The sequence below is a fragment of the Paludibaculum fermentans genome, assembly GCF_015277775.1.
Lineage (GTDB): Bacteria > Acidobacteriota > Terriglobia > Bryobacterales > Bryobacteraceae > Paludibaculum > Paludibaculum fermentans.
On the sequence record NZ_CP063849.1, the window covers coordinates 7,721,027 to 7,739,926 of the forward strand.

Below are 18,900 nucleotides of genomic sequence, written 5' to 3' on the forward strand. Positions count from 1 at the left end.
GATGCTGCTCTGCGTGGACGTGGGCAATACTCAGATCTTCGCGGGCGTGTACGACGGCGACGAACTGAAGGTGACGTTCCGGCGGACCTCCAACATCCGGTCGTCCTCCGATGAGTTCGGCCTGTTCTTCCGCAGCATGCTGCGCGAGAACGGCATCGATCCGGCGCAGGTGGAGATGGCGGCGGTATGCGCCGTGGTGCCGGACATCGTGCACTCGCTGCGCAACTGCTTCCGCAAGTACTTCCATCTGGAGCCGTTCGTGCTGGGCCCGGGCGTCAGGACGGGGCTCAAGATCCGCTACCGCAATCCGCTGGAGGTGGGCGCGGATAAGATCGCTAACTCCATCGGCGCGTTGCTGCGCTTCCCGGGCCGCAATCTTTTGATCGTCGACTTCGGCACGGCCACCACGCTCTGCGCCGTGAGCAAGGAGAAGGAGTACCTGGGCGGCATCATCACTCCGGGCATCTACACGTCGATGGAGATGCTGGAGTCGAAGACGGCGCGGTTGCCGGCGGTGGAGATCGTGCGGCCGGCGGAGGTGCTGGGGCGGTCGACCGTAGAGAGCATCCAGGCCGGGCTCTTTTACGGTACGGCGGCCACCGTGAAGTTCCTGGCCGAGGCCGTGACGGCGAACTACTTCGCACAGGAGCGGCCGCTGGTGATCTCGACCGGCGGCTTCGGAGCACTGTTCAAGGGCGAAGGCTTGTTCGACGCCACCGTGCCGGAACTGTCACTGCTGGGCTTGAAGAGAGCGGTCGAACTGTCGAAAGGACAGGGTTGAGATGCTGCGAAAGCTATTGAAGTCGAAGCTGCACCGGGCCACCTTGACTGGCGCGGAGCTGCACTACGAAGGCAGCCTGGGCGTGGACGAAGATCTTCTGAAAGCGGCCGGGCTGCAGCCGAACGAGGCGGTTCACGTGTGGAATGTGAACAACGGATCCCGGCTTCAGACGTATGTCGTGCCGGCTCCGGCGGGCTCCGGAGCGGTGTGTCTGTACGGCTCGGTGGCCCGGAAAGGGCAGGCCGGGGATGTGGTGATCATCGCGGCCTTTGGCTGGATGGACGAAGAGGAAGCCCGGGTCCACCGGCCTCAGGTTGTGCTGCTGGGCGAAGGGAACCAGGTGAAGGCCGTGCGCTGAGGCCGAACGGAGCGTTGGGAAATGCGGCTATAATTGGCCATTCCCATGAAGATTCGAGCTTGCCTTTCCGTCGTTCTGCTCATCGCTTCGGCAGCCAGTTTGATGTCCTGGCAACCCAAAGCGGACCCGCGGCTGGCCGGTGCGTTCCGGGGACCGGAGAAGGAGGGGTGGATCCCCGTCCGTCTCCAGGGGACTCCGTCCGAGATCGGGTTCCAGCATGGCTACCTGCTCTCCGCCGAGATTGATGACGCGCTGAAGGTAACGAAGCTCTCCCTGACCCACGACTCGGGCCACGACTGGAACTTCTACCGCACGGCGGCGGAGAAGGTTTTCTGGCCGCACATCGAGACCGAGTACCGGCAGGAACTACAGGGCATTGCCGATGGCCTGAAGGCCAAGGGCGTGAAGGCGGACCTCTACGATGTGGTGGTGCTGAACGCCAACATCGAGATGAGTTACTACACGGGCGTGCTGGATAAGAAGAAGGAGTCAAACGCTCCGGACCGCTGCAGCGCGTTTGTGGCGACGGGCTCGATGACTAAAGACGGCAAGATCGTCATCGGCCACAACAACTGGTCGGGCTACCTGGAAGGCGCGCGCTGGAACATCATGTTCGACATCCGGCCATCGCAGGGCCACCGGATCCTGATGGATGGGTTCCCGGGCTTCATCCACAGCGGCGACGACTTCGGCATCAACTCGGCCGGCATCGTGATCACCGAGACCACCATCACCCAGTTCCACGGCTTCGATACCAATGGGATTCCCGAGTTTGTGCGCGGCCGCAAGGCCATGCAGTATTCCACGAGCATCGACGACTTCAACCGCATCATGCGCGAAGGCAACAACGGCGGCTACGCCAACACGTGGCTGGTGGCGGATCTGAATAAGAACGAGATCGGGCGGCTGGAACTTGGGCTCAAGCACGTGACGCTGGACCGCAAGAAGGACGGCTACTTCGTGGGGGCGAACTTCCCCATCGATCCGGCGCTGACGGCCGAGGAGACCGACTTCCCGGCGCAGAACCAGTCTGTCAGCGCGAACGCCCGGCGTACACGCTGGGAAGAGCTGATGGCCGAGTACAAGGGCAAGGTGGACGTGGCGAGCGGGAAGTCGTTCCTGTCGGATCACTATGACGCGTATGCCAAGCAGGCCAACTCGCCGAGCGAGCGGACGCTGTGCGGGCACGTCGACCTGTCGGCACGCGGCCTGAAGCCCTGGCAGGAAGAACACGGTCCGGCCGGCGCGGTGCAGGCCAAGATCACCGACGCCACGCTGGCGCGGCAGATGACGATGGAAGCGGCGATGGGCCACCCCTGCGGCGTCGGCTTCAAGGCGGCTGACCACCTGAAGAAGAACCCCGAGTTCGCCTGGATGAAGCCGCTGTTGAAAGACCTGCCGTCCCATCCCTGGGCGCGCTTCCAGGCCGCCCGCTAAAGCTTCGCGAGTTCCAGCGTGTAGCCGCCCTGCCGTTCGCAGGCGGGGTTGAGCAGGTAGGACGCGACCAGCCAGTAGAGTGCGATGACGGGGATCAGCATGAACGCCCCGTCGACCGCGCAGACCACCATGTAGACCGTCAGGGAGATGAGCGCCGCGCGGCGCAGCGGACCCAGCGCGTTCAGGCCTTCAGCGGTGAGGCACGCGATCACGGGGGCGCAAAGCCAGCCGGCGAACGCCATCAGGCCGGCCAGGCCGAAGTTCTGCAGGAAGCTGGTGTAGGTGAGTTCGCCGATGCCCAGGAAGGGCATGTCGGGACCGAAGAGGGTGAACTCCACGTCGGGCAGCGCCTGCAGGCGTCCGCCCAGGTTCTGGTCGAAGAGGAAGCCTGTGCCGGTGCTGAGGACGAAGATGCCGGCGCCCCCCAGGGTCACAGCGGTCAGAAGGTGGATGGGCGACCGCAGCAGCATCGAAACGGGGCGGCGGCGGAAGATGGGTTCCCACAGGACCAGCCAGATCAGCATGCCGGCCCAGACGGTGCGCGAAAGCGTCAGGAAGAGGGCCGCCAAGTAGATCAGGCGCAGTGCCCGGGCGGGCTTCAGCGCCCAGAACAAGGGGCCCAGAATCAGCATGCAGATGCCGAAGATGTTGCCGTTGTTGTAGGTGGAGACCAGCTTGACCAGGTTGGTTCTTTGGTTGTGCTTCTCCCAGATGCGGCCGACGTCATCGGAGTTGACGGTGATATAGGGCACCTCGATCGCCGAGCCGAAGAAGTTCCGGGAGACGAACTCGACCAATCCGAACAGGGTCACCAGGGCGATGCAGAGCAGGAGCAGGCGCTGGGTTCGGCGGTGCACCAAGGCAGGGCCCAGGGCGCGGAAGCAAACCAGGAAGACGAAGGGCAGGACGCAGACGTTGGTGATGAGGGCGAGCGCAAAGCCCTGCTCGTAATAGCCCCAGCGCGTCACCTTGAGGATGGTCATGACGGAGAGGGGGATCGTCATGAGAATGCAGACCACGGTGGGGCGGTTCCAGGTGGAAGTGCGGACACTGGCCGCTAGGCAGGGAACGGCGGCCAGGCCCAGGGCGAGATAGCTGAAGGTGATGGGGATGCGCTCGAACTTGATGCCGCCCTTGGGCATGGCCACCAGCAGAAACAGGATGATCGCCGTGGTGAGCATCGCCGCCCGTGATGGCGCGGGCCAGCGTGGGATGGCGTAGTAGATGCGGGGCGGCCGGCAACGGCCGGTGGGATGCACGGCAGGCGAAGTGGAAGCATGCATGGGCGCCCGAATCTCTCCATTTCGGTAGTGCCGGAATGGTGTAAATCTTCTCAGCGAAGTGGCGTCCCGTTCCTGAACGGTGCCGTTGCGCTAGCGGACACTCACGAGGCCGCGCGAACCAATGAATTCCACGAGATACGCTGGCCAGAGGCGTGCGCAAAGGCGCGCAGGGAGGCTTCCAAATGGGAAAGTCGGAGCGCGTGCGAGAAGTGCTGACCGGCCCGTTGACGCCCGGTGAGCTGGACCGGAGGGCCGCCGAGGGGTGGCACCCGGTGGCGGTGGAGTGGGAGCGGTTGGTGGATCCGGCCGCGGACTGGAGGCCGCCGGTGCAGGAGGTGCCCTACGGCCTGCGGGTCGCCGCCGATAACAAACATCTGGAAGAACACCCGGAGGAGGTCGAGATCATGCTCGGCATCCTGGAAGGGATCGTGGAGGACCGGCCGATGTCACGCATCGCGGATGAGCTGAACCGGCGCGGGTTCCGCATGCGGACGGACGAGGCGTGGACGCAGTCGGGCGTATTTGAACTTCTGCCGCGGCTGATCGACTTCAGCCCGCGCTTGTTCAAGCGCGAGGAGTGGATCGAGCGGCGGCGCAAGCTGCGGCACGCCGCCGTTTAGTGTGTCTAGGCCGTGCGGCGGCCGTGTTCCAGGTAGGCGAGTACCGAGGTAAGCGCCAGTTGGTATTCCAGGGGCCGCAGTTCGCGCGGCCACAGGCGTTTGATGAGGTCGTCCGCAACGTCCGCGCCATCGCTTTGGAACTGGGCGATGTCGCGGCTGCGGGCGGCGTGGTGTTCGCGCGTGCGGGCCGTCCAATCGCGAAGCTCAGAGAACGGGGCGCCGTGCGCCGGCAGCACCTTTTGCACTTCCAGTTCGTCGAGGCGGTTCAGGCTGGCGAGGTATTGGCCGAGGTGGTCCTGGACCGAGCCGTCGGTCTCCGGCAGCCAGCCGACGTGGGGGGTGATGTCTTCGATCACGTGGTCGCTGGAGAACAGGTAGCCGAACTCCTGCGAGTAGAGGCAGCAGAGGCCGGGCGCGTGTCCGGGCGTCCAGATGACCTGCAGCGGGCCCAGCCAGCTTTCCAGCGCCTCGCCGTCTTCCAGGTAAGCATCGGGGCTGAGGGCGGGGAAGGTCCGCAGCAGGCGGTCGTAGCTGGAAAGGACAGCGGGCCGGAAGGAGTCGGGCGTGCCGGCCTGCTTCATCGCCTCTTCCAGGAGTTCCTGGGGGCGGCGGGTGCCGGTGAGCTGCATCAGAAGCTCGGCGTCTGCGCGGTGCATCCAGACGGTGGCTCCGCTGGCGTCGCGCAGCCGGGCGGCCAGGCCGCAGTGATCCGGGTGGAGGTGGGTGACGACGATCTGGCGAAGCTGATTGGGGGCGACTCCGGCGTCGTTCATGGCCGCGGTGAGGGTGTTCCAGCACTCGGGCGTATCCATGCCGGTGTCGATCAGCATCCAGCCATCGGGGCAGGGCAGCAGATAGACATTCACATGGGGCGGGCCGAAGGGCAGGGGCAGCGGGATGCGCCAGATGCCGCCGTCGAGCAATTCAGATGGAAGTGACAGTTTAGAGCGCCTCCGCTGCGTGATAACTGCTGCGAACCAGTGGTCCGGATTCGATGTGCGAAAAGCCCAGGTCCCGTCCGGCCTGCTTGTATTCGGCGAACTCCGCCGGGGTGACATAGCGTAACACGGGCAGGTGCTGGGGGGTAGGGCGCAAATACTGGCCGATGGTGGCGAAGTCGACGTGATGGGTCCGCAGGTCGCGCAGGGTGCTCACCACCTCCTCGTTGGTTTCGCCCAGGCCGACCATCAGGCCGGATTTCGTAGGGATCTCCGGCCGCAGGGCTTTGGCCCAGGCCAGCATCTCGAGCGAGCGTTCATAGCGGGCGCCGATGCGCACCTGCTGGTAGAGCCGGGGCACGGTCTCGATGTTGTGGTTGAGAACGTCCGGGGCGGCGTCCATGACGATCGCCATGGCGTCCTTGTTGCCCTGGAAGTCGGGCACCAGCACTTCCACCTTGCAGCCTGGGATGCGTTGGCGGATGGCGCGGATGGTGAGGGCGAAGAGATCGGCGCCGCCGTCCTTGCGGTCGTCGCGATTGACGCTGGTGATGACGGCGTATTTCAGGCCGAGGATCTCGCAAGCCTCGGCGACGCGCTCCGGCTCGCCGTAGTCGACGTCAAGCGGTTGGCCCTTCTGGACGGCGCAGAAGCCGCAGCGCCGGGTGCAGAAGTTGCCCAGAATCATGAACGTGGCGGTGCGGTGGTTCCAGCACTCGCCAATGTTGGGGCAGGCCGCGCTATCGCACACGGTGTGGAGCTTGAGGCGATCCACCAAACCCTTCAAATCGCGGTAGTTGTCCCCCACGGGCGCCGGCGCTTTGAGCCATTGCGGCCGCTTGGGTTTAGTCTCGATGGAAACCAGCACAGTTAGTTTGATGATATCGCGGGCCATGCACGATGCAATGAAGGCCTGCCGCAACGCAAACGGCACGGTCATCGTATCCTCAAAGTAGATCAATCAAAAGCAACGGAGCGCGCATGAGCTTAGTGGAGGGGTCCCTCGACCTCGGATTCGGCGTGGTCTTTGAAGAGCTTTACGGGCGGGATGGACTGGGCAAGCTGGACGAACGCTTTACGCAGTATCTGCGGAGTGGCGACGGCGAATTGTGCACCCGGTTTGAGGGGGCGCGGGTCAATCCGGCGTCCCTGACGCCCAAGGAACAATCGGCTCTCATTCTGGCCCTCGCCCCGCATCTGGAAGATTTTCTCGGTGAGTTGTTCGGCATCGGGCCGGAGCTGCAGGCATTGCGGCAGAGGCATCACCGCCTGGCGCCGATGCTGGCGCTGAAGCGGCAGTTTGTCGTCAAAAAAGCGATCTCGGGCGTCACGGCGGAGATGGCGGAAGAGATTGACGGTCCCGCGCTTGTAGCTCAACTGGCGGTGCTGTTTGGCGAGCCGGTGACGGACGATTCGTACACGAGGCACGTGAGCGCATGGCTCGCGGCTGAGGAACAACATCTATCCGAACTGGTGCTGGCCGGACAATACGCAGCGTGGGCGGCCCTGTCGGCGGAGGGCCGGAAGCAGCATTACAAGGGCGTGCTGTTCCGCACTCCGCACAAGCTGGTGATGGAGCACCTCGTCGATGTCGAAATCGAGGAGAAGGACGGCGTTCCGCGATTCCGGTTGCCGGATGACGAACTGCGCCACCGCGAGGGGTTTGCGCTGACCGACGCCGGCATGGACCTGCCGCGCGCGGTGGGCCAGGCGCACTACTGCATCAAGTGCCACAACCAGGGGAAAGACAGCTGTTCGACCGGGCTGCGCGAGAAGTCGGGCGAGTTCAAGAAGACCGTCTTTGGAGTGACCCTGGCGGGCTGCCCGCTGGAAGAGAAGATCTCCGAGATGAATGTGCTGAAGGAGCAGGGCTGCCCCATCGGTGCGCTGGCGACGGTGACGATCGACAATCCGCTGACGGCGGCTACCGGGCACCGCATCTGCAACGACTGCATGAAGTCGTGCATTTACCAGAAGCAGGAGCCGGTGGACATCCCGCAGGTGGAGACCCGGACGTTGAAGGACGTCCTTGAACTGCCGTGGGGCTTCGAGATCTACAGCCTGCTGACGCGCTGGAATCCGTTGAACTTCGACCGGCCGCTGCCGCGGGCGGCGACAGGGTACAAGGTGCTGGTGGTCGGGCTGGGTCCGGCCGGCTTCGGCCTGGCTCACCACCTGATGAACGACGGCCACAGCGTGGTTGCGGTGGACGGGCTGAAGATCGAGCCGTTGCCCGCGCCTGTGAGCGGCGTCGACGCCTTGGGGCAGAGGCATCGGTTCCACCCGATCCGCGACATCCACGAGCTGTATGAAGGCCTGGGCGAGCGCGCGATGGCCGGGTTTGGCGGCGTGGCGGAATATGGCATCACGGTCCGCTGGGACAAGAACTTCCTCAAAATTGTCCGGCTGCTGCTGGAGCGGCGGGCGGAGTTCAGCATGTTCGGCGGGGTGCGCTTCGGCGGGACGCTGACCATCGAGAGCGCGTTCGCGATGGGCTTCGACCACATCGCGCTGTGCATGGGCGCGGGCAAGCCAACGGTGATCCCGATGAAGAACGGGTTGGCGCGCGGCGTGCGCCAGGCGTCGGATTTCCTGATGGCGCTGCAGTTAACCGGAGCGGCCAAGCGGGACTCCGTGGCGAACCTGCAGGTGCAGTTGCCGGTGGTGGTGATCGGCGGCGGGTTGACGGCTGTCGATACCGCGACGGAGTCGTTGGCGTACTACCCGGTGCAGGTGGAGAAGTTCCTGCAGCGGTACGAGACGCTGGTGGTGGAGCGCGGCGAGGCTGCGGTTCGCGCCGGCTGGAACGAGGAAGAGAAGATTACCGGCGAGGAGTTCCTGGAGCATGCGCGAGCGCTGCGCCGGGAGCGGGCGCTGGCCGGGCAGGAGGGCCGCGAGCCGAACTTCATTCCCCTGTTGAATGAGTGGGGCGGTGTGACCATCGCCTACCGGCGGCGTCTGATTGATGCGCCCAGCTACACGCTGAACCACGAAGAGGTCGCGCTGGCCCTGCAGGAAGGCATCCGCTTCGCTGAGTTGCTGACGCCGACTGAGGTGGAGGTGGACCGGTTCGGACACTGCTCCGCGCTGCGCCTCAAGCGCGACGGGCAGACGGTGGTGCTGCCGGCCAAAACGATCCTGGTGGCGGCGGGCACGCAGCCCAATACCGTGCTGGGCCGTGAGGATCCGGAGAATGTGACGATCCAGGGCCGGAACTTCCAGGCTGTGGATGAGGAAGGTCACCCGGTGAAGCCGGAGATCGTTTCCAAACCGGCCGTATCGCGTGTACTGACATCGATCCGGGCCGACGGGCGGGCCATCAGCTTCTTCGGCGACCTGCATCCGTCGTATGCGGGCAACGTGGTGAAGGCCATGGGCGGCGCCAAACAGGGCTATCCCGTGGTGACGAAGATCCTGTCGCGCCGAGTGTCCACCGGGCCCACGCCCGAGGAGCTGTTTGCCAAGCTGAACGACGAACTGCGAGCCACGGTGGACGAAGTGATCCGGCTGACGCCGAACATTGTCGAGGTAGTGGTGCGGGCGCCCCTGGCGGCGCGCGCGTTCCTGCCGGGGCAGTTCTACCGCTTGCAGAACTACGAGTCCCTGGCGGCGCGGGTGGAAGGCACCACGCTGGGGATGGAAGGGCTGGCGTTGACCGGCGCTTCGGTGGACGTCGAGAAGGGGTTGTTGTCGACGATCGTGCTGGAGATGGGCGGGTCGTCGGATCTGTGCGCCCTGTTGAAGCCGGGCGAACCGGTGATCCTGATGGGCCCGACGGGCACTCCGACGGAGACTCCGGAACACGAGACGGCGCTGCTGGTGGGCGGCGGATTGGGCAACGCGGTGCTGTTCTCGATTGGCCAGGCGCTGCGGCACAAGGGCTCGCGGGTGGTCTATTTCGCCGGCTACAAGAAGCTGGCGGATCGCTACAAGGTGGAAGAGATCGAGCAGGCGGCGGACGTGATTGTGTGGTGCTGCGACGAGGCTCCGGGCTTCGCTCCGAACCGGCCGGGTGACCACACCTTCGTGGGCAACATCGTCGAGGCGATGCTGGCCTACGCGCGCGGGTCGCTGGGCGAGGCGCAGATCCCGCTGACCGAAGTGGACCGCGTGGTGGCCATCGGGTCCGATGGCATGATGCGCGCGGTGGCGGAGTCGAGGCATGGCGTACTGGCTCCGTACCTGAAGAAGGAGCACCATGCGATCGGCAGTATCAACTCCCCCATGCAGTGCATGATGAAGGAGATCTGCGCGCAATGCCTGCAGCAGCACAAGAACCCGCTCACGGGTGAAGAGACCGTGGTGTTCTCGTGTTTCAACCAGGACCAGTCGCTGGACCTGGTCGATTTCGGCAACCTGCGGGCGCGGCTGGCACAGAACGGCGTGCAGGAGAAACTGACCCGCCAATGGATCGACCGGAGCCTGGTGGCGGGCGGGTATAGGGAGATATCCCGTTACAAGCCTGTGGTTTAGACAAACAAGAGTAAATCGGTAGACAAACACCACTTTCTCATTGACACGCGCGGGCGGCGCGGCCTATCATGCCAGTGATAGCTTCAGTATTCAGACTCGCTCGTCTCTGTTGACCAGCACCGCCCGCGCGATGGCTCCTCCGCGATAAGCAGCCCTTAAGTCGCCGGAAAACCAAAAAGGGAGCCTATGTCCACACGCAGTTTTCCAGTCAAAGCCCGAAGTGTATTCACTCTTCTGGGACGGGCCGCTCTGGCCATTTCCCTCTCTCTCCTGTTTGCCCACATTGCGCGGGCCCAATCGGCCAGCGGGCTGACCGGCGTTGTGCTGGACCCCAGCGCGCTGCGGCTGGCGAACGTAAAGGTCACCGTCCAAGCACTGGACACGGGCGATACGCGCTCGCTGCTGACGAATGCGGAGGGCGAGTACAACGTGGCGCCGCTGCAGCCGGGCCGCTATGAGGTTTCGGCGGAACTGCCGGGGTTCCAGCGCTACAGCCAGAAGGGCATCACGCTGGAACTGGGCCGCGTGGCGCGCATCGACATCACGCTACAGGTTGGGCACGTCAGCGAGTCGGTCGATGTCGTGGCGGAGAACCAGCTCATCGAGTCCGAGACGGCGACGGTGGGGCAGTTCATCGAGAACAAGACCGTCCGCGACATGCCCATCAACGGGCGGCGGGTGGGCGATCTGCTCAAGCTGATGGGCAATGCGGTGTATATCTCGGGCGATGTGATCAGGCCGCGTGTGACGGTGGCGGGCAGCCGCGGCGATCAGCAGCAGTGGCTGCTGGATGGTGTAAACGCCTCGAACGTGGCTCTGGAGATTCCACAGGCGCTGTTCAATCCGCCGGTGGAGTCGGTGCAGGAGGTGCGGGTCCAGCAGAACAACTACTCAGCCGAGTTTGGGAACACGGCGGGTGGTGTGGTGAGCGTCATCACGCGCTCAGGCACGAACCAGTTCCACGGCAGCGCCTATGAGTTCTTCCGCAACGATGCCATGGACGCCAGGAACTTCTTCTCGGCGCAGAAGGCTCCGCTGCGGTACAACATCTTCGGGTTGACGGCGGGCGGGCCGATCATCAAGAACAAGACCTTCTTCTTCAGTTCGAACGAGTGGCAGATCCAGCGCATTGGCCTGACTCGTGTTTACACGGTGCCGACAGCGGCGCAGAAGGCCGGGGACTTCTCGCAGACGCTGACGGCGGCGGGCGCGCTGGTGCCGATCTACGATCCGGCGACGACCCGCGCGGATCCGGCCAATCCGGCGCGGACGATTCGCGATCCGTTTGTGGGCAACATCATTCCGTCGAACCGGCTGGACCCGGTGGGCGCGAAGATTGCGGGCTACTACCCGGCTGCGACGCGGGCGGCGGCGAATCTGGCGGGGGCGAACAATTTCGCGCGGAACGGGTCGACGAACCTGAATCTGACGACGTGGACGACGAAGGTGGATCACCTTCTCAACGACAATTCGCGGCTGGGGTTCCGGATGGTGCTGCACAACTTCCCGACGGATACGGCGGCGACATTCGACAACCCGGCGGCGGATCCGGACGGGTCGATCACGACGCGCCGGGCGTACAGCTTCCTGGGGACGTACACGCGGAATTTCGGCAGCCGGGCGGTGAACGATCTCCGGTTCAACTACCAGCCGCGGCGGTTCCGGCAGGACACGCTGAGCATTGGCGGCAACTGGCCGGCGCAGTTGGGCCTGAAGGGCGTGACGGGATCGGCGTTCCCGCAGGTAACGGCGTCCGGCTATGTGACTCTGGGGGCGGGCACGCAGCAGCGCATCCAGACTCCGATCCGGGATACGGACATCGTGGATGTATACAGCCTGCTGCTGGGCAAGCACTCGATCAAGATTGGCGGCGAGGCGCGGTTCGGCCAGAACCAGGACGACCTCAACAGCCTGACTTCGGGTTCGATCGGGTTCGGTCCGCAACTGACGGCTCTTTCGGGCACGACCAGCGGCGGCAACGCGATTGCGAGCCTGCTGCTGGGCACGGCTCTTTCGGGCAAGATCCAGGACACCGACATTCTGAACCGGCACGCGGCTTACTACGCGGCTTTCGTCCAGGACGACTGGAAGGTGACGCGCAGTTTCACATTGAACGTGGGCGTGCGCTGGGAGACGCACACGCCGCGAGTGGATGCGAATAACCGCCAGAACTCGTTCGACACGACGAAGATCAATCCGGTCTCGGGGACGCCGGGTGTGGTGACCTTCGCGGGACGGGACGGTCTGGGATCGAAGGTCTACAACTCGGATTACGTGAACTTCGGGCCGCGCATCGGGTTTGCCTGGAAGCCGTCCGAGCGGCGGAGCCTGGTGGTGCGCTCCGGATATGGAGTGTACTTCGGACCTCCCGTGCCCGGGTCGAATACAGCCAGTGCCGGGTTTGAGACCAGCGGTGACTACAGTTCGCCGGACAGCGGCAACACGGCTGCGTTCCTGCTGAGCAACGGTTTCCCGGCGACGGTGCCGCAGGTGCTGAACAGCGGATTCGGGGCGGTGCCGGTGGGCTCGGCCGTACGGCTGGCTCCGGTGTATATCGGGCAGGACCGGCAACTGGGCTACTCGCAGCAGTGGAATTTCTCGGTGCAGCAGGAGCTGCGCGGGAACATCGTGGCGGAGGTGTCGTACCTGGGCAACGTGGGGCACAAGCTGCCGGCTCCGGACACGAGCATCAACCAGGTGCGGCCGGAGTTGCTGCTGGGCGCGGGTTCGGCGCAGACACGGCGGCCGTTCCCGCAGTTCGGCAACGTCACACTGCTGACGCCGATGTGGGGCAACTCCACTTATCACGGGCTGAATGTGAAGGTGGAGAAGCGCTTCTCCAATGGGCTGAACTTCCTGACGAACTACACCTGGTCGAAGTTCATCGACGATGTGGCGTCGAGCTTTGAAGTGGGCGCGGTGCCCTCGGGCTACCAGGACTTGTACAACCGGCGGGCGGATAAGTCGCTGTCGGGGAACGATGTGCGGAACCGGCTGGCGGTGAGTTCGGTGTATGAACTGCCGTGGGGCCGCGGCCGGAAGCTGCTGAACCAGGGCCTGTTGTCGAATCTGGTGGGTGGCTGGAACCTGGGTGCGATCCTGATTGCGCAGGCGGGCAGCCCGTTTGGCCTGGTGACGCAGACGAACACGAGCAACGCGTTCAATCCGGGACCGCAGCGGGTGAACGTCCTGAAGGATCCCTCGTTGCCGGCGGACCAGCGGACGGTGGCGCGTTGGTTCGATACGACGGCGGTGGCGGCTCCGGCGGCTAACACCTTCGGGAACTCGTCACGGGCTTTGCTGACAGGCCCGGGGCTGCTGAACCTGGACGTCTCGCTGCTGAAGAACTTCCGGTTCAAGGAGACCGGCAACGTGCAGTTCCGGGCGGAGTCGCTGAACGTGGCGAATCACACAAACTTCCAGGCGCCCGGGCGGTCGCTGGGGGCGGCGAACTTCGGTGCGATCAGTTCGGCGCTGCCGGCGCGCGTGATGCAGTTGGGATTGAAGGTGGAGTTCTAGATGCCGATGGAACGCCGTCAATTCCTGAGACAACTGGCGGGGGCGGCCGCGGTTCTGCCGACTGCCGCTTTCCAGGCGAGGAAGAAGCCGCTGAACTTCGTGTTCATCCTGGCTGACGACCTGGGCTGGACCGACCTGTCGTCGTTCGGGAGCCAGTTCTACGAGACGCCGAACATCGACCGTCTCGCCCAGCAGGGTACGCGTTTCACCAACGCGTATGCCGCCTGTCCGGTCTGCTCGCCCACCCGGGCGAGCATCATGACCGGGAAATATCCGGCGCGGCTGGGCATCACGAACTACCTGCCGGGCAAGCACCCGACGCCCTATTCAAAGCTGATCGGCGTGGATTGCGTGCAGCAGTTGCCGTTGGAGGAGAAGACGATTGCCGAGGTGCTGAAGCCGGCCGGTTACCGCACCGGGCAGTTTGGCAAGTGGCATCTGGGTGGTGAGGGCTTTGGGCCGGACCGCCAGGGGTTCGACACGACCTTTGCCGCGCAGGGTGGGGTGGGCAGCTACTTCTACCCGGGCTGGCGGGGCAAGAGCCCGGTGATCGAGGGCAAGCAGGGCGAGTACATCACAGACCGGCTGGGAGACGAGGCGGCCGCCTTCATCCAGGCGAACCGGGCGAATCCGTTCTTCGTGTACCTGCCGCATTTTGCTCCGCATGTGCCGCTGGAGTCGAAGAAAGAGTACATCCGGAAGTACAGCGCCAAGATCCGCAGCGGCGCGCGGCATTACGATCCCGTGTACGCGGGCATGATCCAGAGCCTGGACGACAGCGTAGGCCGGGTGGTGAAGGCGGTGGAGGAGAACGGCCTGGCGGACAACACGATTGTCGTCTTCAACTCGGACAACGGCGGGTTGAGTGCCCCGGAGTGGCTGTTGAAGCCGACGACGTCGAACTGGCCCCTGCGGGAAGGGAAGGGCCACGTGTATGAGGGCGGCATTCGCGTACCGCTGATTATCCGGGGTCCGGGTGTGCGGAAGGGCGCGGTGGACGATACGCCGATTTCGAGTGTCGACTACCTGCCGACGTTCGCCGAGTTAGCCGGTGTGCCGGCGCCTGAAGGTGTGGACGGGCGGAGTTTCGCCGCGCTGTTGCCGGCGGCGCGCCGTCTGCCGCCGAGGCCGCTGTACTGGCACTATCCGCACTACAGCAACCAACTGGGACGGCCCGCCAGCGCGGTGCGGCTGGGCGAGTATAAGCTGATCCGGTTCCACGAAGACAATCACGTGGAGCTTTACCGCGTGACCGCGGATATCGGGGAGCAGGCGGATCTCGCCGAGACCCAGAAGGCCAAGGTGCAGGAGCTGACACGGCTGCTGGACGCGTGGCTGAAAGAGGTGGATGCGAAGTTTCCAACGCCGAATCCGAACTACGATCCGGTGCGGGAGGCGGAAGGCTATTGGTGGAAGCAGCCGGGCGCCTACGAACGGTTCGGCAAGTAATGGGAGACGCGGGGCGGTTCCGGTGGGATCCGCCCCGCGGTCGTTTTGGGGTTACTCGTAGCGGAGAGCTTCCACGGGGTTGATGCGGGTGGCGCGGCGGGCCGGCAGGTAGCCGGCGGCCATGGCCGCAATCGCCAGGGCGAGGACGGCCAGCAGGACCACAATGGGGTCGTTCGCCTTCACGCCAAACAACTGGCTTTCCGCGAGCCGGGCCAGGCCGAGGGCGCAGGGCACTCCGAAGACCGTGCCAATGGCGAGAACGATGGTGACTTCGTGCAGGACCAGGGAGCGGATGCGGCTGGAACCGGCGCCGAGCGCCATGCGGATGCCGATTTCCCGTGTACGGCGGGCGACGTTGAACGCCATCACGCCGTAGAGGCCGAGCATGGCCAGCAGCGTGGCCAGGATCGCGAAAGATGAGGCGAGCTGCATGACGAGCTTGTCGGAGCGGATATTGCGCTGCACCTGGTCGTCGAGCGTGCGCAGGCTCTCGATGGGCAGATCGGGATCCAGGCCCGAAATGACGCGGCGGATCTGCGCGGAGACCTGATCCGTGGGCAGGGGCGAGCGGACGTAGAAGGACAAGCTGCCGGGTTCCTTATCCTGCCGGTAGGGGATGTAGTAGAGGCGCGGCACCTTCTGGCGCACACCGGAGTACTTCGAGTCTTTCACCACGCCGACGATTTCGATGTTGAGGGGATCCTTGCCTCCGCTGCCCAGCTTGAAGCGGCGGCCGATGGGGCTGGCGTCCTTGAAGAAGTGGCGCGCCCAGGTCTCATTGACGATGGCCACCTGGGGACCGGCCAGAGTGTCGCTGTCGGTGAATTCCCGGCCGCTTACCAGGGCCACGCCCATCTTGCCGAAAAAGCCGGGGCCGACGGCGTTGAACATCGAGTGGGTGTTGTCGTCCACTTCCTTGCCAAATCCTTCGACGGTGATGTTGTTGCCCCAGTTGCTGCCCGAGATGAGCGGGACCATGGAGGCGGCCACGTTGGCGACGCCGGGGATGGCGGCGACTTCCTGCTCCACGCGCTCAAAGAGCTGGCGGCAGCGGTCGGGCTTGTAGCCGTTGAGGTCGGGCGACAGGCGGAAGGTGACGACATTTTCCGTCTTGATGCCCAGATTCTCGTGCATCAGGTTGACCATGCTCTTCAGGAAGAGGCCCATGGGGATGAGCAGGAGCAGGGAGATGGCGACCTGCGCCGTAACCAGGCCCTTGCGGACACGCACGCCGCCGCGGCTGGCTGAGGTGTTGTTGGAGTCTTCCTTCAGCACGCCGGAGACGGAATTGCGGGCGGCGGACCAGGCGGGGTAGAGGCCGAAGAGGACGCCGGTCAGCAGCGCGACGACGACGGAGAAAAGCAGGACCTTCGGGTCGAGGTGGGCGGTGATGGAATACGAATTCGTCTCCGGATCGTTGATGCCGCTGATGAGGGCGTCGAGAACCCAGCTTCCCAGGATGATGCCGACCACGCCTCCGGCCGCGGAGAGCAGCATGGCTTCGGTGAGGAGCTGGCCCATGATCTGCATCTTTCCCGCACCCAGGGCCGAGCGGATGGACAGCTCGCGATTGCGCTGGGCCGCGCGGGCCAACAGGAGGTTGGCGGCATTGGCGGCGGCGATGAGCAGCACCAGCGCCGTGCAGATGATGAGCACCAGGAGCGGGGTCTTCATGAACTCGCGGGTTTCGCTCTGGCCCAGGGCGCCGGGCTCCAGTTTCATGCGGGCGGCGCGATAGCGCTTCCGGAAGTCCTCGTTCCGGCCCGGATCCGCCTTGAGGTGCTCGTCGATGAGGGCGCTGAAGGTGCCGTTGAGTGCACTTTGAGCCTGTTCGCGGGAGGTGCCTGGGGCGAGGCGGGCGAAGGAGTAGATCCAGAAGTCGGTCCACTTGTCGCGGCCGTCCCAGCCGGGGGTCATGGCGGGCTTGAAGACGAGGGGGACGTAGACATCGGGCTCATCCCCGAGGGTCACACCGGTGAACCCTTTGGGGGCGACGCCGACGATGGTGAAGACCTGACCGTTGACGCGCATCGGCTGGTTGAGGACGTCGGCTCGGGAGCCGAGTCGGTCCTGCCAGTAGCCATAGCTGAGCACGGCGACGGGCTGGCCGGCCCCTTTGTCGTCGTCATACGAGATCATGCGGCCCATCAGCGGCTGGACGTTCAGGGTGGGGAAGAAGCCGCCGGAGACCACTTCGACGCCGCCGTCGAGGGTTTTGCCCTGGAAAGCGATATTCGCGCCCAGCAGGCGGTAGCCGGCGATGTCCTTCAAGCCGTTGTGGTTGCGTTCGAAGCCGCGGAACATCGGGTAGCTGAAGATATAGTCCATGCCGCCCGAGTTGTTGGTGGAGTTGCGGCCGCCCTTGAAGTCGCCGGGCGAGGTGAGGACCACGAGTTCCTGCGGCTTATCCACCGGCAGCGACCGGAGCAGGATCTGGTGCAGCAGCGAGAAGATCGCCGTGTTGGCGCCGATGCCCAGGGCAAGAGAGAGGACGACGACCAGACTGACCACTGGGGTCCTGGCTAATGCACGGAGGGAGTAGCGAATGCCGTTCATGATCGTGTATACGAATGGCACGGTGGATGCCAGACGGTAAGTGATTGAGTTTTAATAACTGTCTCCTGCCGAAGCAGGAAGAGAGTGTCCGGATGGTGCTTAGGGCCGTCCCAGAAACGGACACCCGGCTATTCGATTTTCCGCAGGGTGCGGAGCTCGACGTGAAGATAGCGAATGGAGTCGTCGGGGGCGGGCACGAAGACGAAATCGCTGAGCGGGCCTTCCGTGGTGAAATGGCCGCCGGGGGCAGGCTTGGCGGGGTATTGCTTGCCTTGAAAGATGAGCACGAGCCGGCCGGCGTCGCGGGTGATGGTGATGCGCCAGCCGCCTCCGGCGTATGTGCCGGTGTAGCTCTTCAGGGTTTCTTCCGGGATAGTGGTGGGCGCCGGCGGCTGTGATTCCTCCGGACCAAGGGGCAGGACAAGCTCCATGGCCTTCTGGACAACGGGGGCTAGCGTGGAGCCGCTGCGATTGGTGACCACGATGATGCCGGATCGCTGTTCGGGGGCCATGACGATGAACGACCCGAAGCCGACGCGGGCGCCGCCATGGGAGAGGGTGAAAACGCCGCGATCGTTGGATGCGACGAGGCCGTAGGTGTAGTGGTCGGTGCTGCCCGGGATGGCGGCATGGGGCTGCGACATGGCGGAGACGACTCCGGCGGCCAGGGCCTGTTTCCCGTCCAGTTTCCCTTTCTGCAGGAAGGCCAGGACGAAGCGCGAAAGTTCATGGGCGCTGGAGAAGAGGCTGCCGCCGGGCCACGTGGATGAATCGTCGGCAAAGGGGCGAATGACGCGCGGAGCCTGTTTGGCGCTGCCCTCGTGCTGCTGGGCGAAGGGGTAAGTCATGGCGGCCAGCGGACGGAAGGTGGTGCGCGTCATCCCCAGGGGCCGAAAGACGCGCTCCGCCACGGCGTCGGCGAAGGGCTGGCCGGTGACCGATTCCAGCACGAGTCCGGCGATCCAGTAACCGAGGCTGGAGTAGGAGTAAACGGCGCCGGGATCGAGCTCGACGATCTCGGGCGGCAAGGCGCGGATGGCGTCGCCGAGGGCGGAGTCGTCGTGGCGGCCGTGGCCGGAACCGCGGTCGCCCAGTCCGGCCGTGTGGGAGAGGAGTTGACGCAAGGTGAGCGCGCCTATCTTCGGCGGCAGGGACTGGACGTAGGTCGAGATGCGCTTGTCGAGGTCGACGCGGCCTTCTTCCACCAGGGTGAGGACTGCGGCGGCCGTGAACATCTTGGTGGTGGAGCCGATACGGAAGAGAGTCTCCGGGGTGACCCGGCCCTGGGTTTCGACGTCGGTGACGCCAAACGCCTTCTCGTAAACCACTTGCCCATGATGGATCACGGTGATCACCGCGCCTGGTGTGCCGGATTCCCTGAGGGCGCGCTGGGCGAGTTCATCCAGGACGGTGAAATCAGGATTCTGGGCAAGGCCGGGCAGCGCGCAGGCGAGCGAGAGCAGCGGGAGAAGGCGCATGAGTTCCC

The 18,900-nt window shown here is 64.7% G+C and carries 12 protein-coding genes; 7 read left to right on the forward strand and 5 right to left on the reverse strand.

The window, feature by feature from the left end:
- Position 1 precedes the first annotated feature (1 nt).
- The 3 genes from IRI77_RS30620 to IRI77_RS30630 are packed head-to-tail and all read left to right on the forward strand — an operon-like array spanning position 2 to position 2,576.
- Positions 2-781 carry a type III pantothenate kinase gene (locus IRI77_RS30620; RefSeq protein ID WP_194448756.1) on the forward strand — a complete coding sequence of 260 codons (780 nt, stop codon included), beginning with the start codon at positions 2-4 and terminating at the stop codon, positions 779-781.
- A 1-nt stretch (position 782) separates the two neighbouring features.
- Complete coding sequence (panD, locus tag IRI77_RS30625) at positions 783-1,139, forward strand: aspartate 1-decarboxylase (RefSeq protein ID WP_194448757.1); 357 nt, start codon at positions 783-785, stop codon at positions 1,137-1,139.
- A gap of 45 nt (positions 1,140-1,184) precedes the next feature.
- Positions 1,185-2,576, forward strand: a complete 1,392-nt coding sequence (locus IRI77_RS30630) for a C45 family autoproteolytic acyltransferase/hydolase (RefSeq protein WP_194448758.1) — start codon at positions 1,185-1,187, stop codon at positions 2,574-2,576.
- On the opposite strand, the gene IRI77_RS30635 is transcribed toward IRI77_RS30630, so the two are convergent.
- Entirely contained in the window at positions 2,573-3,859 is a 1,287-nt protein-coding gene (locus tag IRI77_RS30635; protein ID WP_194448759.1) for a hypothetical protein, read from the reverse strand. The genes IRI77_RS30630 and IRI77_RS30635 overlap by 4 nt on opposite strands.
- 182 nt (positions 3,860-4,041) lie before the next feature.
- Between IRI77_RS30635 and IRI77_RS30640 the strand changes: the two genes are divergently transcribed.
- Positions 4,042-4,479 (forward strand): hypothetical protein, encoded by a 438-nt coding sequence (locus IRI77_RS30640; protein WP_194448760.1) that lies wholly within the window; start codon positions 4,042-4,044, stop codon positions 4,477-4,479.
- Between the two features lie 5 nt (positions 4,480-4,484).
- Here the strand turns inward: IRI77_RS30640 and IRI77_RS30645 are convergent, their stop codons facing one another.
- The gene (locus IRI77_RS30645; protein WP_194448761.1) at positions 4,485-5,402 is read right to left on the reverse strand and encodes an MBL fold metallo-hydrolase; all 918 of its coding nucleotides are present in this window, start codon (positions 5,400-5,402) and stop codon (positions 4,485-4,487) included.
- Between the two features lie 19 nt (positions 5,403-5,421).
- Positions 5,422-6,312: a lipoyl synthase gene (gene lipA, locus IRI77_RS30650; RefSeq protein ID WP_194453854.1), complete on the reverse strand. Its 891-nt coding sequence runs from the start codon at positions 6,310-6,312 to the stop codon at positions 5,422-5,424.
- A gap of 86 nt (positions 6,313-6,398) precedes the next feature.
- Here lipA and IRI77_RS30655 point away from each other — a divergent pair, with 86 nt between their 5' ends.
- From IRI77_RS30655 to IRI77_RS30665, 3 genes are all read left to right on the forward strand, one after another.
- Positions 6,399-9,890, forward strand: coding sequence for an FAD-dependent oxidoreductase (locus IRI77_RS30655; RefSeq protein ID WP_194448762.1), 3,492 nt, complete (start codon positions 6,399-6,401; stop codon positions 9,888-9,890).
- A 186-nt stretch (positions 9,891-10,076) separates the two neighbouring features.
- Complete coding sequence (locus IRI77_RS30660) at positions 10,077-13,409, forward strand: outer membrane beta-barrel protein (protein WP_194448763.1); 3,333 nt, start codon at positions 10,077-10,079, stop codon at positions 13,407-13,409.
- On the forward strand, positions 13,410-14,858 hold the full coding sequence (locus IRI77_RS30665) for a sulfatase (protein ID WP_228486404.1): 1,449 nt from the start codon (positions 13,410-13,412) through the stop codon (positions 14,856-14,858).
- Positions 14,859-14,909: 51 nt separating this feature from the next.
- On the opposite strand, the gene IRI77_RS30670 is transcribed toward IRI77_RS30665, so the two are convergent.
- Entirely contained in the window at positions 14,910-17,435 is a 2,526-nt protein-coding gene (locus IRI77_RS30670) for an ABC transporter permease (protein ID WP_194448764.1), read from the reverse strand.
- A gap of 107 nt (positions 17,436-17,542) precedes the next feature.
- Positions 17,543-18,892: a serine hydrolase gene (locus IRI77_RS30675; RefSeq protein WP_194448765.1), complete on the reverse strand. Its 1,350-nt coding sequence runs from the start codon at positions 18,890-18,892 to the stop codon at positions 17,543-17,545.
- Positions 18,893-18,900: the final 8 nt, after the last annotated feature.